The organism is Myxococcus sp. AB036A (assembly GCF_006547355.1).
Lineage (GTDB): Bacteria > Myxococcota > Myxococcia > Myxococcales > Myxococcaceae > Myxococcus > Myxococcus virescens.
In genome coordinates, this window is the sequence record NZ_VHLC01000060.1 from 22500 (window position 1) to 36677 (window position 14178).

The following is a 14178-nucleotide window of genomic DNA, read 5'->3' on the forward strand; positions in this document are numbered from 1 at the left end:
CGCGGGTTGCGTGCGCCTGGAGCAGGACTTCGACGCCCGGCGCGGACGTTCGCCATTGCAGTCGTCGTGCCTGACCGCACGCGCCGCTGTCTCCGCTTGCGCCGCGTGAGCGACTGTCGCTTTCCACGCGCGGAGTGCCACTCCTGCGCAGGTAGATGCGGGTACGCATGACTCTCACCCTCCGGATTCGGCGCGGATGAACCGCACCGTCAACGGAGGCCGTCATGAAGCCCCATCTTCCACTCCTCATTCTCGTGGGCGCCGCGGGTTGTGGCACCGAAGTCGATGATGCCGACTTCACGAGTCAGGAGTCCGCCCTGAGTCAGAAGTGGGAGCTGTGCGGGAAGGAGGCCGTTCGATTGGCGGACATCCATCCTGGCCCCGCGGGGTCCAATCCGGCCGATCTGATCCACGGCGACCGGGTCCTCTTCTTCACTGCGGACGACGGGGTGCATGGGCGCGAGTTGTGGCGAAGCAGCGGAACGGAAGGAATCGGCACGTCACTGGTGAAGGACATCTACCCAGGGTTGGCGGGGTCGGAGATTTCGAATCTCACTCGGGTGGGGAACCGGGTGTTCTTCGCCGCGGATGACGGCGTCCACGGCTACGAGTTGTGGGTGACCGACGGGACGTCGGCCGGCACGTACCTGGTGAAGGACATCTACCCGGGGCCGGAGGATGGAATTCGCCGTCCGTCCCCCTTCATCAGGCGGAGTGAGCCCCTGCTGGTTGAGTTCGGTGGTGTCCTGTACTTCGGTGCGAACGACGGCGTGCACGGAAACGAAGTGTGGCGCAGTGATGGAACAGACGCGGGGACGTACCTCTTCGAGGACATCGAGCCCGGACCCGCCAGCTCCTTCCCGCGAAGCTTTGTTCGCGTGGGCAACTACGCCTTCTACTTCGTCGGGGCCAAGGACGGGCCCATGAGCGACGAGGTGCATCTCTGGCGTAGCACGGGAGTGCCAGGCGCCGTTCCCGTCCTCACCCGGGCGGGCGACAACGTTCTCTTCAATCTCCTGGCCGTGAAGTCGCGCCTCTACTTCCTCGTGGACAACGACGAGGGCGAGGCCAGTCTGTGGAAGACGGATGGGGCCGCCTCGAACACGCACCAGTTGCGGTACTTCTACGGAGAGTATCCGCACGATCTGGTCGCGCTGGGCTCACGTGTCGTCTTCAGCGCCGGGGCAGGTGAGCCAGAGGGTGAGGAGCTCTGGAGCAGCAATGGTTCGACTGCAAGCACGAATCTGGTGAAGGACATCTGGCCAGGGCCCATGAGCTCCTCACCAAGCTCTCTGGCGGTTCTGAAGTCGCGAGTCTTCTTCGCCGCGAATGATGGCTCCGGAGAGGGACGTGAACTCTGGGTGAGCAACGGCACCGGTTCGGGGACCAGGCTCTTCAAGGATCTGGCGCCCGGTGGTGGCTCCTCGGATCCCGAAGCGCTCGCCTCCATTGAAGGCACGCTGTTCTTCTCCGCGAGCGATGGGGTGCATGGGCACGAGCCCTGGGTGAGCGATGGCACCCGTTCGGGCACCAAGGCGCTGCGAGGTCTGGCGCACGGGAGCGCTTCCTCGTCGCCGCGCGACTTCGTGCGCTCGGGCTGGGACGTGTTCTTCTCGGCGGATGACGGGAAGACGGGACGCGAGCTGTGGGCCTTGCCGTTCCGTCCGAAGGGGGAGTGCAGGCAGCACCACGCCTACTGAGCTTCGGCGCCCACGCCCAGCCCCGTTTGGTGACAACGATTCCAAGGGGTTGGGTTCCCCGGATGGGTGGAGGTCGAAGGATCAGACCCTCGTGCGTTAATAAGGTGTCAGTTGAAACCTGCCGCGGGGACAGGTCTCGACGAGGGGGAACATGGCGCCGACGTACGACGCGCTGGTCATTGGCACCGGCTTTGGGGGAGCGGTGGCGGCGTGCCGGCTGGCACAGGCGGGCCTGACCGTGCGCGTCCTGGAGCGGGGCCTGCGCTACCCGAAGGGGAGCTTTCCCCGCGACTGGAGCAACCCGCTCAACGGCTGGCTGTGGCGGTACGGCCAGGGCCTCTTCGACGTGAAGCTGCTGCCGGGGATGAGCATTGTCCAGGCCGCGGGCTACGGCGGCGGCTCGCTCATCTACGCCAACGTCCACCTGCGCCCGCCCGCGGAGACCTTCGACACCGACTGGCCGGAGGGCTACAGCCGCGCAGCGTTGGATCCGTACTACGACCTGGTCGCGTACATGCTGGACCTCCAGCCCATCACCGCGTCCGCGCGTGGCCTGCCCACCAAGGCGAAGCGGATGCGGGAGGTCGCGCGCAAACTCGGCCGCGAGCAGCAGTTCTTCTACCCGGACCTCGCCGTGCGCTTCGCCCCCGCCGGCGAGCCGATGCCCAACAAGTTCGGCGTCGCCCAGGAGGGCTGCAACTACTGCGGCGAATGCGACATCGGATGCAACGTCCGCGCGAAGAACACGCTGGACCTGAACTACCTGGCCGTCGCTGAACAGCAGGGCGCGGAGATGACCACCCAGGCGGAGGCCACGCGAATCGAGCCGCTGTCTCCCGCGGGCTATCGCGTCACCTATACCGACCATGCCGCGGGCGGCGCCGAGCGCACCGTGGAGGCCCGCCGCGTGTTCCTGTGCGCCGGCACGGTGAACACCACGGAGCTGCTGCTGCGCTGCCGCGACCAGTGGGGCACGCTCCCGCGCATCAGCGACCGGCTGGGGTGCCGCTATTCGGCCAACGGCGACTTCCTGGCCTTCGCCTTCGAGACGCGCGAGGTGTGGGACCCGTCCGAAGGCCCCACCATCACCACCAGTCTGGTGGTGGACCAGGGGCAGGGCGCGGACAAGACGTGGTTCCTCTTCCAGGAGGGCGGGCACCCCGGGCAGGCGGCGGGGCTGCTTCAGGTGCTGGACATGGGCCGGGACTTCCGTGTCCCCGCGGACCTGCTCCAGAAGCAACTGGTTCGCGCCCTGCGCCGGCGCTCCAAGCCTGAAACCGTCATGGGCAAGGAGCGCGGGCGCTTCCAGGCCGTGTTCCTGGCCATGGGGAGGGATCGCGCCAACGGGCGGCTCGCGCTGCGACCTTTGACTCGGGACATGGAGGTGCGCTGGGACGTGCCTTCCAACCTGCCGCTGTACCGGACGCAGGAGCAGATCTGCCAGGACATCGCTCGGGCGCTCGGGGCACGCGCCGTCTTCAACCCCCTGTGGGATCGGCTTCACATCCCCGTGTCCGTCCACAACCTGGGCGGCTGCACCATGGCGGAGGAGCCGGCCTACGGTGTGCTGACCCCGGACGGTGAGGTGCACGGCCACCCTGGGCTGTACGTGCTGGATGGCGCCGCGCTGCCCGCGAGCACCGGGGTGAACCCGTCATCCACCATCGCCGCGGTGGCGGAGCGCAACGTCGAGGCCGCCATCCGGCAGGTGCTGGGGAACCCCACCTGGACCGCCCCTGAGCGGGCCGGAACGGCTTCGGGCCGGGCGGCGGCGGAACCGTTCCGCGCGTCGATGCGGATGAGCACGAGTGTGGCACCCACGCGGGTGGTGCCAAGAGAGGATCCGATGCGGAGCGTAGTGATTCCAGAGGGAGGCACGGTGTTGTCGCCAACGCCCGTGGTGGGGCTGCGCTTCACCGAGCGGATGCGCGGCTTCATCAACCACGGCCACCTGCCGGACACGGATTACGCGGGCGCCGAGGAGGAGGGCAAGTCAGAGGGCAGGGTGGCCGAGTTCATCCTCACCATCACCTTGCCCAACCTGGACCGCTTCCTCGCGGAGAAGGCCCATTCCGGCATCGCGCAAGGCACCGTCCACGTCCACGGCCTCACGCCTCCTGGCGGGGCGAAGGTGGACCACGGCGTCTTCAACCTCTTCGTGGACACGGACAGCTACTACGAGCGGCGGATGCTCTACCTGCTGCCCTTCACCGGCCTGGACGGCCAGCAGTACCTGCTGGATGGCTACAAGCATGTCCGGGACGACGACGGCTTCGACATGTGGTCCGACACGTCCACGCTCTACACCGTCATCCGCCGGGGCAGCGACCGGCATGCGCCCGCGGTGGCCAGCGGCATCATCCGTCTGGGCATGCCGGACTTCCTCCAGCAGCTCACGACCTTCGCCGTGCTGGGAACGACATCACCGCTGGCGAAGGCTCAGGCCCTGAAGCGTTTTGGGAGCATGTTCATGGGCAACCTCTGGGACGTCTTCGCGCGAACCAAGCTGGAGTAAGAGAGGCGCATCGTGGCGAAGGCATCGCGGTACGACGTGGTCGTCGTGGGCTCCGGCTTTGGGGGCTCCATCAGCGCGCTGCGCCTGGCTCAGGCGGGCAAGTCCGTGCTGGTCCTGGAGCGCGGCAAGCGCTACCGGCCCGGTGACTTTCCCCGAGACGTGACGCGAACGGACGAGGTGCTCTGGCGCCATGCCACGCGGCGCAAGGCGCAGGGCCTCTATGACGTGCGCTTCCTGTCCGGCATCGGCACGGTGACGGCCAGCGGCGTCGGCGGCGGCTCGCTCATCTACGCCAACGTCCACGTGCGTCCGGACGCCGAGGTGTTCGAGGACCCGCGCTGGCCCCGGGCGTACCGCCGGGACTCGCTGGAGCCTTACTTCGACAAGGTGGCGCGGGAGCTGCGGTTGAATCCGGTGCCGCCCTCGATGCCGCTGCGCAAGCGCGACCTCTTCCAGCGCGCGGCACGGGGCATGGGGCGCGAGACCTTCGACCCGCCCGTGGCCGTGGCCTTCTCGGAGCCGCCGGGACCGGGCCGGCGCGTGTGCCAGCTCTGCGCCGAGTGCGAGTTTGGCTGCCAGCACGGCGCGAAGAACACCATGGACCTGACGTACCTGGCGCGGGCGGAGGCGCTGGGGGCGCTGGTCCTGGCCCGCACGCTCGTCTCCCACGTGGAGCCGGTGCGGGATGGGTACCGCGTCCACTGCCAGGACCTGGTGTCGGGAGAGCGGCACACCGTGGAGGGCTCGCGGGTGGTGCTGGCCGCAGGGACGCTGGGCACGGTGGAGATATTGCTGCGCAGCCGGGACGTCACGCGGACGCTGCCTCGGGTGAGCCGGCGGCTGGGCCACGGCTATTCGGGCAACGGGGACTTCCTGGCGTCGATGCAGGGCGCGCGCGAGGACATCCAGCCCTGGGTGGGCCCCGACGTGTCCACCGTGATGCGCTTCACCGACCGGCAGCCGCGCTTCACGCTGGTGACGGCCACGTTCAACCAGCCCGCCACGGAAGTCCTCGCGGGCCTGGGGCAGCCGAACCTCGGACGGCTCCAGGGCCTGGGGGCACCGCTATGGACCTGCCTGGGCCCGGCCGTTCACGCGGCGCTCAAGAAGGGGCTGATGAGCCGGCCCCTGCGTACCAACGTGGATGCGGCTCGCACGTCCAACCTGTTCGGCATCGGCCAGGACAACGCCAACGGCCGGATGCACCTCGATGACGGGCAGCTCGACGTGTCGTGGGACTTCGCTGGGGAGAACGCGGAGTTGGTGCGGCGGATGACGGACGCGATGCGGGACCTGGCGGCCCAGTACGGTGCCACCTTCGCGCCGCTGATCACCTGGCAGCTCTTCAAGCGGCCTTTCACGGTGCATTCGCTTGGCGGTGCCCATCTGGCGGAAGCTCCCGAGCGCGGCGTGGTGTCCACCGAGGGAGAGGTGTTCCACTATCCCGGGCTGCACGTGGCGGACGGCTCCGTCATCCCGACAGCTATCGGCTTCCACCCGGTGATGACCATCAGCGCGGTGGCCGAGCGCATCGCCGAGGCCGTGGTGCACGGATTCTCATCCCATTCGAGGAGCGCTTCATGAACACGCTTCCTTCCGCCGAAAGGCACGACTTTCCCGCGGGCGACGGCGTTCCATTGCAGCTCACGCGTTACCAGGGCGGCGCGAAGGGGCCTGTCCTCCTCGTCCATGGCGCGGGGGTGTGGAGCGGCATGTTCATGCTGCCCACGGTGCGGGAGAACTTCGTGCAGCACCTGGTGCGCCACGGCTACGACACCTGGCTTCTGGACTGGCGCGCCAGCGTGGAGTTGCCGCTGCGGCAGTTCACGCTGGATGACGCCGCCCGCCACGACATGCCCGCCGCCGTCCGGTGGGTCCGCGAGCGCACTGGCGCGGACTCCGTGCAGGCGGTGGTGCACTGCGCGGGCTCGGCGACGTTCTTCATGGCGATGGCGGCGGGGCTGCTGCCGGACGTCCAGAGCGTGGTCGCCTCGCAGGTGGCGCTGCACCACATCGTCCCGCCTTCGACACAGCTCAAGGCAATGCTGCGGTTGCCGGACGTGCTGGACATCACCCGCGACTACCTGACGCCGGACGAGGACCCGAGCAGCCCCTTGTTCCAGGCCGCCTTCGGCGCCTTCGTGGACCTGTGGCGCCATGAATGCGACAGCACCGTCTGCCGCCGGCTGACGTTCATGTACGGGCAGCTCTTCCGGCACGCGCGCATCAATCGGGAGACGCATGACCGGCTCGACGAGCAGTTCGGCCCTTGCAACATGCTGACGTTCCGTCACCTGGCGCAGATGGCCCGCTCGGGCTACGCGGTGGGCTTCGACCATGGCCGAGAGGAGAACCTCCGGCGCTATGGCCGAGAGCGGCCGCCGTCGTACCTGCGCGCGGAGCACCTCAAGCGTCCCATCACCTTCGTGTCCGGAGAACTGAATGGCACGTACATGCCCGCGTCCACGGAGCTCACCTACGAGTGGCTGCGCGAAGAGAACGGTGCGTCGTATTACCGGCGGAAGGTTCTGGCGGGGTACGGCCACCTGGACACCTTCATGGGAAGCACTGCGTCGCAGGATACGTATCCGGTGATACGCGACGCGCTGGAGGCCATGGCCTGAGCGGAGACGGCGCCCTGAGCACTCGCGCCGCTACGCGCCTTCGGCCACCGCGGGCGGTGCCTCGCCCGCTGCATCCGAGACTGACGTCTCATCCCATCCGATGTAACGCACGCCCTCCAGGGGCTCGGGCGCGTGGAACTCCAGGGCGCCCACGGTGGACGTGAGCCGTCCGTCCGGTCTCCACGCCGCGAAGGGATGGGGGCGGGTGAAGCGCTCCAGCTCACAGGTGGCCACGTCGCTCTGGGCCACGTGCACGTCCCAGCCCGTCGGGTCCCGGTAGGCGTAGCCCACCAGTGTCTTGGGATCGCACCACGCGCGGCCCTTCACGGCCACGGTGGCCGAGCGGGCCTGGAAGCACAGCTCACCCGGCTGCGGCGACTGCAGGCGTGTGAGCAGCATGTCCGGGGCCTCGTGGAACCGGTGTTCCCGCCGCGCGGTGCGCAGGTAGATGGGCGACAGCCGGGGACTGAGCGGATGCTGGCGGGAGCGCACGGACAGCACCTCCAGGCGGGCCTCTGGGTCCTCCTGGAAGCGTGGCACGTAGAGCCACGTCAGCTCCTCCAGCCGGCGGTGTCCCCACAGGTGCTTCTGGAGCCCCGGCGCGCCCTGGACGTCATACCGGTGCCCATCCACGGTGACGGCGCCGGTGAAGGCGATGTCGTCATGCGCATGGGCCACGTGCGTCGTGAGCGGCAGCAGGTCGGCGCCCCGAGGAGCGCGTCGCACCGCCTCCGCGGTCTCCGGCGTGTAGCGCAAATCCCATTCGATGGAATGGCCTCCCGAGGCGACGCGGCCATGGCACCGGCCCGGCGCGAGCTCCGCGTCACCAATCCGGATGCCGAAGCGGCCCGAGGCTTCGGAGGAGAAGCGGGAGAGGGGATGGATGGCCTTCAGCCCCAGCGCGGGCGTGGCGGTGGCGCAGTCGAAGGCCGCCGCCCACAGCAGGGCACGAGGCTCACCGGGGGCTCCCGGCGCGGGGGTGAAAATCGTGTAGCGGAACCACCAGGCGCGCTCGCCCCCAGGGTCGAGCACACACAGGAACCAGATTTCGAAGAAGCCTTGCTGCCCCTTCCAGCGCGGAAGATTGGCGCGCTCGCTCGACGGCATATCGTCCCCCCTCACCAACGGCGCCGGAGCGCCGTCGCGGGACTACCGTCGCAGAGGGGCGGCCCCCAGGGCAAGCTGCCTCAGCGGCCCGAGTCCTTCCAGGAGACGCGGTACGTGACGCAGTGTTCGTCGAAGGTGCGGACATCCACCGACGCGGCCACGCCACCGGCGGCCCGGGACATGGCGAGCATGACGCCCTGCTTGAAGTAGCGCAGCATTCCGGGCTCGTTGAGCCAGACCTCGGCCTCCGTCGGTCCCGTCTCCGTGATGCGGACCTCGGTGTAGTTGTTGCTCGTCCGGAATCCGTGCTGTGCCTTCGACAGCATCCGCCAGGGCCCCAGCAGCTTCATCACCCCGAGCAGGGCGCGGCCCATCAGCGTGTCGCGGTAACCGTCAATCATCCGCTCGCCGAGCATCCGCCACGCCACCTCGTCGGGCTCCTGGGGGTGCAGCGCCTTCGCTGTCAGCGTGACGCAGCGAATCCACGACTCCAGGGAGTAGGCGGGGAGGAGTGGCCGGTCCAGGTCCAGTCCCTCGCTTCGCAACTGCTCCTTGAGCAGGGGCGTCACCCGCCCGGAGAGCCCCCGGACGAAGAGCCCTTCCACGATGGGCGGGAAGACGAGTCGTTCGGCCATGGAGTGCATTCCAGCCCGGGCTGTACCGGCTGGGTCAAGCCAGGCCCCTGACGTTCTGTGCGGCTCTGACATACGTGGTTTGCGCACCTATCACAGTGCCGGTCCGCCGGGGATGCGCACCGAGGCCTACGCGGCAGGTTGTCCCACCGGGCGCTTCGCGTAGCGTTCCGCCAGGAGCGAACACACGAGGAGCTGGGCCTGATGATAGAACATCAACGGTAGGACGATGAGCCCCAGGGCGGGATTGGCGCCGAAGAGCAGCCGCGCCATGGGCACCCCTGAGGCCAGTGTCTTCTTCGACCCACAGAAGACCACCGTGATTTCGTCCTCCTTGGAGAAGCCCAGCGCCCGAGCCGTCCGCGTGGTCAGCATCAGCACGATGGCCAGGATGATCATCGCGCCCACGAAGGCCACGCCCAGCACCGCCGCGCCGTAGTCGGAGAACAGGCCCGAGGTGATCGAGTCACAGAACGACGAATAGACGAGGAGCAGGATCACCACCCGGTCGAAGGCATTCGTGTAAGGCCGGTAGCGGGCGAACCAGCCGCCCACCAGCGGGCGCAGCAATTGCCCCAGTGCCAGGGGGAGCAGCAGGAGGATCGACAGCTTGAGGATGGCCTGGCCCATGGGCAGGGAGTGCCCGGTGGCGCTGGCGAACAGGCCGATGATGAGCGGCGTCAACACGATGCCCAGCAGGCTGGACAGGCTGGCGTTGAAGATGGCGGCGGGCACATTGCCTCGGGCGACGCCCGTCATCGCGACCGAGGAGGAGATGGTCGACGGCACCGCGCAGAGATAGAGCAGCCCCAGCGACAGGTCCGCTGGCATCCAGCGGCCCACCAGCACGTCGCCCAGCCACCACAGCAGTGGAAACACCACGAACGTGAAGACCTGAACCACCACGTGGACCCGCCACGTCACCACGCCCGCGCGGAGCTGGGCTGCGGGCAGGCCCAGGCCGTGGAGCAGGAACACCGCGAAGATGCCCACGTCGGCGACGACGTCCGCGTGCATCGGCCCGCCCGACGTACCGAACTCCGGGAAGAGCGCGGCCAGGATGACGGCGCCGAACATCCCCAGCAGGAACCAGTCCCGGGCAAGTCGTTTCACGAGGCGAAGGGGCATGTTTGCCCCCCTTACTCCGGGCAGCCGCGGACCTCTACCGCGGAGTGCGCCGGGCGGGCAGGTGGAGACACTGCCGGCGCCAGCGCCATGCTCCACCATTCCGAGATGAACATGAAGCCGCATTCATGTCGGTGCACACGAGCCTCGGGTGTGGCTCACGGAATCGGCCTCGCGGTGGCGGAAGCCCTCACGGCGCAGGGAGTGCGGGCGCCAGCGGCCTGACTGGCGTGCCCAGCGCCGGCTGCACGCCAACGTGCCTGGCCGGCTGCTTGCGGCGACGCGCGACTGCGTTACCTGAAATACATGACCGAAGTGAACGCAAGCTCGCGTGACTACACGCTTCCCGAGGGGTGCCCCGTCTGCGCGGCGGACCTGCCCGTGCGCGTCACCGCCTCCGGTCCCAGCGCCGTGTGCCGCCATTGTGGCTGGCTGGGCCGCCCCCTCATCACCGTGACCCATCGCGGCCTGCGCGTCAGCTACGACGGCGCGCAGGCTTGAGCATCGCGGGCCATCAACTCGCGGGCGCCGCTGGAGGCTCCTTCGTCTGCGCGAAGGACTCCAGGCGGTCCACCCGCCGCAGCTCGGGAAACGCCCACGCCCAGAGCGCGACCACCGCCAGCGTGCCCACCGCGCCCGCGACCACCGCGGGTACGGCGCCCACGTACTCGGCGAACCCGCCCGCGCGGAACTCGCCCAGTTCGTTGGAGGCACCAATGGCCATCATGTTCACCGCGCCCACGCGGCCACGCATGTCGTCCGGAGTGGCCATCAACTCCAGCGTGTGGCGGACCACGACGCTAATCATGTCCGCGGCGCCTGCTATCGCCAGCGCCGCCAGCGACAGGGGCAGCGAGCGGCTCATCCCGAAGACGAGCGTGGCCGCGCCGAAGATGGCGACCGCGATGAACATCTTCCGGCCGGTGTTGCCGCCCATGGGCCGCATGGCCAGGAAGACGGCCACCACCGCGGCGCCGAACGCGGGCGCACAGCGCAGCAGCCCCAGGCCCCATGGCCCCGTGTGCAGGATGTCCCGCGCATAGATGGGCAGGAGCGCCACCGCGCCACCGAAGAGCACGGCGAACAGGTCCAGGGTGATGCTGCCCAGCAGCAGGCGCTGCCGTCGAACGAATCCGAGTCCCGCGACCAGGGTCGACAGGGAGAGGGGCTCGGCGGATGCGCGCCCGGTCCGCACCTTGAGGATGAGAATCCAGATGACGGAGAGGGCGCACAACGTCGCGGAGGCCGAGTAGGCCCCCGCGGCGCCGATCCAGCCATAAAGGATGCCGCCCACGGCCGGGCCGCCAATGGTGGCCACCTGCCACGTGGTGGAGTTGATGGCCACGGCGCGGGTCAGGTGCTCGGGCGGCACCAGATGCGGGGTGAGCGCGGAGCCCGCAGGGGCATGGAACGCGCGCGCCGCGCCGAAGAGCACCAGGACGCCATAGACGAATCGCACGTCGCGGATATGGCCCAAGGTGAAGGCGAGCAGCAGCAGGCTGCAGACCAGCATCACCGTCTGGCACACCGCCAGGATGGTCCGCCGGTCCACGCGGTCCGCCACCTGGCCACCCACCAGACACAGCGACAGGAACGGCAGGAACTGCGCCAGCCCCGTGTATCCGAGCGCGAGCGCGCTGCCCGTGAGCTCGTAGACCTGCCAGCCAATGGCCACCGACTCAATCTGGACGGCCAGCACCGCGCACAGGCGCGCCAGCAGATAGAAGCGGAAGTCTCGATGTTGGAAGATGGAGAGCCCGGAAGCCGCAGCCTGATGAGTCATGCTGGCGGCGCTGTAATCCACGGGCCCGTCGCGCGCCACCGTCTGACTGTGTCGGCTCCCAAGGCGGCAGGGGCATGGGTACGCCAAGGTCGCCGTGATACCTTCCTTTCCCGATGAACAAGGACGCGAAGGACGGGGTGAACCAGGTCTCCACGCCACGCTCGGCTCCACGCCTCCTGGGACGCGTCATCGCCGTGATGCTGCTGACGGTTCTGGGCGGCTGCCGCAAGTCCGATGCGGAGCGAGCCGCACAGGAGCGGGAGGAAATCGAAGCGCGCATTCGCGACGCCTACTCGCTGGTCCCATACCGGGCGCTCAAGCTGACGATGCGCGCGGAAGGTCAGCCGAACGCTCCCGCTGAGATCGCCGCGCTCTGGCAGACGCTGGCGGCCACGCGGGAGCTGCCGGCGAAGGCTGCCTCCGAGGAAGAAGCACTCCGGGTGGCGAAGGCGTACCTGGACCTGGGCGTCGCCTTCTACAAGGCCAAGAAGACGCTGGAGCAGCGCGACGAAGACGAGTTCCCCCTCCTGTGGAACCGCTTTCAGCCGGACCAGCCGCCTCCGCTGCAGGGCTACGACGCCGGCCAGGAGCATGCGTTCCTCTCCGCGCTGTGGTTCGTGCTGGATGCGGCGGACTCGGGCAACCGTGTCCCCGCGACTGACCTGGTGCTCTATGAGCTGTCGCGCGCCACGCCTCAGCCCGCGTGGCCGCCAGGGCTGCGCGTGTCGGTTCGCGGCAGCCGGGGGATGGCCTTCTGCGGCGCGGGCTATCACTACGCAGCCGAGGAGGAGCTGAATGCGTTCCTGTTCGAAGCCGAGGCGATGCCCGCCAGCGACTTTCCAGCAATGCGGAATGCCACGCCGGCACAGGTTCGCGAGACGCTGCTCGCCACGGGCTACTTCCTGCGGGCCTGGAACCGCATGGGGCTCAAGCGCGAGCGTGCGGCGGAGGACGACATCGAGCGGGGCCTGGGCTCCCTGGAGAAGCTTGGCATCGAGAATGAGCTGACGTGGTGGGGCTGGGCCTTCATCCACTTCCGCCGGGAGCGCTACGACGAATCCGCGCGCTACCTCGACACCCTGGCGAAGAGTCCGTACCTGGGCGAGACCGAGCGGCGTGACCTCCAGGCCAGCGCGGACGCGATGCGCAAGCACGGCGAACGGCTGCCCATCTTCCTCCAAGCGCGGGCCGCCGCCATCCTGGGACAGGCGCTCGTGGCGAGGGCGGGGGGCCCGGAGAAGATTCTCGTCACGCTCCTGGGACCGGAGCGGGCAGGGCAGGTCCTGGCGCCCATCCTGTGGATGGACCGGGTCCGTCAAGGCCTCGCGCAGCGCTCCATGGACGACTTCGCCCGCGCGGCGGGGGATTCCTTCGAGGGCGTGCGGGCCGCCGGTAGCAAGGGCCTGAGCACATTGAAGGAGAAGCTGCTGGGCGGTGGAGGCGACACGAAGACGGCGGCGGAGGGTCCTCCGTAGGTTGTTGGCGGGGCGCTGGCGGCCCGTGCTATCCGCTGACGCCACCATGAGTCCGACGAAGAAGGCCGCCGCGAAGAAGGCCCCCGCCGCTGAGCTCCCCACGATTGCCTTCGCGTCGCCCGCGGAATGGGCGTCCTGGCTCGAAGCGAACCATGCCTCGTCGCGCGGCCTCTGGTTGAAGCTGGCGAAGAAGGGCTCGGGCATCGAATCCGTCACCTACGCCGAAGCGGTCGACGTCGCGCTCGAGTGGGGCTGGATTGACGGTCAGAAGAACGCCTTCGATGACACCGCGTGGCTCCAGAAGTTCACTCCCCGGGGCGCGAAGAGCGTCTGGTCCAAGATCAACTGCGAGAAGGTGGAAGCGCTCATCGCCGCGGGCCGGATGAAGCCGGCGGGCATGGAGGCCGTGGCGCTCGCCAAGCAGGATGGCCGCTGGGACGCCGCCTACGAATCCCAGAGCAAGACCACCGTGCCCGAGGACCTGGCCCGCGCCCTGGCCGCGAATGCGAAGGCGGCCGCGTTCTTCGCCACGCTCAACGCAGCGAACCGGTACGCCATCCTGTGGCGCGTCCACACCGCGAAGAAGGCGGAGACGCGGGCTCGGCGAATTGAACAGTTCGTCGAGATGCTGGCTCGGCACGAATCGCTGCAGGCATGAACGGGGACGAGCCCCGGCAAGTCCCATGCCGATATCCGGCGCCGCCCGTGTGCCGGAGGGCCGTGCGGCGGACCTGCCGGAAATCCGGCACCCTGCCGGAACCCCGGCGGTGACCCGGCCCCTCGGGGTGGCTTCACGCGCACGTCGCCTCCGCGCTTGCCTCACGCAACTTCATCCTTTTTCACGAAAGAGCGCCTGGAGCCCATGGCACGGTGCGTTTCGCCGCTTCCTCGCGAAGTGGCGCGCCCCGGTGAACGGCCGGACAGCCGGTGGCATCACCATTGCTCCAGGCCGGATGCGTTTCAGCGTTCACGCATCCGCCAAGGGGAAGTCAATCCATGTTGCTCGACATGTACCTGTACTTCGGCTTGCCACTGCGGCCCGCGCCGCGCCGCGCTGTGTCCCAGGCCAGCCAACCCCGCACCTCCTCCACCGAGCGCACGGCGACGGGAGGGCAGAGCGTGTCCGGGGCCCGCGCCCCGGAGCGAAAGGCGGCGCCCCAGTTGACGGTCATCGAGGGGGGCGCGGCTGACATACGATGAGCGGGGAGGCGTGAGCG

Annotated in this window: 12 protein-coding genes; 8 read left to right on the top strand and 4 right to left on the bottom strand. The window is 68.8% G+C overall.

Annotated elements, in window-relative coordinates; all coding sequences use genetic code 11:
- Positions 1-224: 224 nt before the first annotated feature.
- From FL344_RS23285 to FL344_RS23300, 4 genes are all read left to right on the top strand, one after another.
- On the top strand, positions 225-1700 hold the full coding sequence (locus FL344_RS23285; RefSeq protein ID WP_141620041.1) for an ELWxxDGT repeat protein: 1476 nt from the start codon (positions 225-227) through the stop codon (positions 1698-1700).
- Positions 1701-1851: 151 nt separating this feature from the next.
- On the top strand, positions 1852-4215 hold the full coding sequence (locus tag FL344_RS23290) for a GMC oxidoreductase (RefSeq protein ID WP_141620042.1): 2364 nt from the start codon (positions 1852-1854) through the stop codon (positions 4213-4215).
- 12 nt (positions 4216-4227) lie between these two features.
- A complete protein-coding gene (locus tag FL344_RS23295; RefSeq protein WP_141620043.1) occupies positions 4228-5799 on the top strand; it encodes a GMC oxidoreductase in 1572 nt (523 codons plus the stop codon).
- Positions 5796-6839 (top strand): alpha/beta fold hydrolase, encoded by a 1044-nt coding sequence (locus tag FL344_RS23300; RefSeq protein WP_141620044.1) that lies wholly within the window; start codon positions 5796-5798, stop codon positions 6837-6839. Before FL344_RS23295 ends, FL344_RS23300 begins: the two co-directional genes overlap by 4 nt.
- A gap of 30 nt (positions 6840-6869) precedes the next feature.
- On the opposite strand, the gene FL344_RS23305 is transcribed toward FL344_RS23300, so the two are convergent.
- From FL344_RS23305 to FL344_RS23315, 3 genes are all read right to left on the bottom strand, one after another.
- A complete protein-coding gene (locus FL344_RS23305; protein ID WP_194863217.1) occupies positions 6870-7946 on the bottom strand; it encodes a hypothetical protein in 1077 nt (358 codons plus the stop codon).
- A gap of 80 nt (positions 7947-8026) precedes the next feature.
- Entirely contained in the window at positions 8027-8581 is a 555-nt protein-coding gene (locus FL344_RS23310) for a DUF2378 family protein (protein ID WP_228558002.1), read from the bottom strand.
- Between the two features lie 126 nt (positions 8582-8707).
- Complete coding sequence (locus FL344_RS23315; RefSeq protein WP_141620046.1) at positions 8708-9706, bottom strand: bile acid:sodium symporter family protein; 999 nt, start codon at positions 9704-9706, stop codon at positions 8708-8710.
- Between the two features lie 303 nt (positions 9707-10009).
- Between FL344_RS23315 and FL344_RS23320 the strand changes: the two genes are divergently transcribed.
- Positions 10010-10204 (top strand): hypothetical protein, encoded by a 195-nt coding sequence (locus FL344_RS23320; protein WP_090494403.1) that lies wholly within the window; start codon positions 10010-10012, stop codon positions 10202-10204.
- Positions 10205-10217: 13 nt separating this feature from the next.
- Here FL344_RS23320 and FL344_RS23325 read toward each other — a convergent pair whose 3' ends face one another.
- Positions 10218-11525, bottom strand: coding sequence for an MFS transporter (locus tag FL344_RS23325; protein WP_141620047.1), 1308 nt, complete (start codon positions 11523-11525; stop codon positions 10218-10220).
- Between the two features lie 74 nt (positions 11526-11599).
- Here FL344_RS23325 and FL344_RS23330 point away from each other — a divergent pair, with 74 nt between their 5' ends.
- The 3 genes from FL344_RS23330 to FL344_RS23340 all read left to right on the top strand — a co-directional run bounded on the left by FL344_RS23330 (position 11600) and on the right by FL344_RS23340 (position 14161).
- The gene (locus FL344_RS23330; RefSeq protein WP_141620048.1) at positions 11600-12961 is read left to right on the top strand and encodes a hypothetical protein; all 1362 of its coding nucleotides are present in this window, start codon (positions 11600-11602) and stop codon (positions 12959-12961) included.
- Between the two features lie 46 nt (positions 12962-13007).
- A complete protein-coding gene (locus tag FL344_RS23335; RefSeq protein WP_141620049.1) occupies positions 13008-13619 on the top strand; it encodes a YdeI family protein in 612 nt (203 codons plus the stop codon).
- A gap of 338 nt (positions 13620-13957) precedes the next feature.
- On the top strand, positions 13958-14161 hold the full coding sequence (locus tag FL344_RS23340) for a hypothetical protein (RefSeq protein WP_141590627.1): 204 nt from the start codon (positions 13958-13960) through the stop codon (positions 14159-14161).
- The last annotated feature ends 17 nt before the right edge of the window (positions 14162-14178 follow it).

Bases quoted from the DNA above. Each gene is read 5' to 3' on its own strand.
- FL344_RS23285 (WP_141620041.1), top strand. From the start codon at position 225: ATGAAGCCCCATCTTCCACTCCTCATTCTCGTGGGCGCCGCGGGTTGT.
- FL344_RS23290 (WP_141620042.1), top strand. From the start codon at position 1,852: ATGGCGCCGACGTACGACGCGCTGGTCATTGGCACCGGCTTTGGGGGA.
- FL344_RS23300 (WP_141620044.1), top strand. From the start codon at position 5,796: ATGAACACGCTTCCTTCCGCCGAAAGGCACGACTTTCCCGCGGGCGAC.
- FL344_RS23305 (WP_194863217.1), bottom strand. From the start codon at position 7,946: ATGCCGTCGAGCGAGCGCGCCAATCTTCCGCGCTGGAAGGGGCAGCAA.
- FL344_RS23310 (WP_228558002.1), bottom strand. From the start codon at position 8,581: ATGGCCGAACGACTCGTCTTCCCGCCCATCGTGGAAGGGCTCTTCGTC.
- FL344_RS23315 (WP_141620046.1), bottom strand. From the start codon at position 9,706: ATGCCCCTTCGCCTCGTGAAACGACTTGCCCGGGACTGGTTCCTGCTG.
- FL344_RS23320 (WP_090494403.1), top strand. From the start codon at position 10,010: ATGACCGAAGTGAACGCAAGCTCGCGTGACTACACGCTTCCCGAGGGG.
- FL344_RS23330 (WP_141620048.1), top strand. From the start codon at position 11,600: ATGAACAAGGACGCGAAGGACGGGGTGAACCAGGTCTCCACGCCACGC.
- FL344_RS23335 (WP_141620049.1), top strand. From the start codon at position 13,008: ATGAGTCCGACGAAGAAGGCCGCCGCGAAGAAGGCCCCCGCCGCTGAG.
- FL344_RS23340 (WP_141590627.1), top strand. From the start codon at position 13,958: ATGTTGCTCGACATGTACCTGTACTTCGGCTTGCCACTGCGGCCCGCG.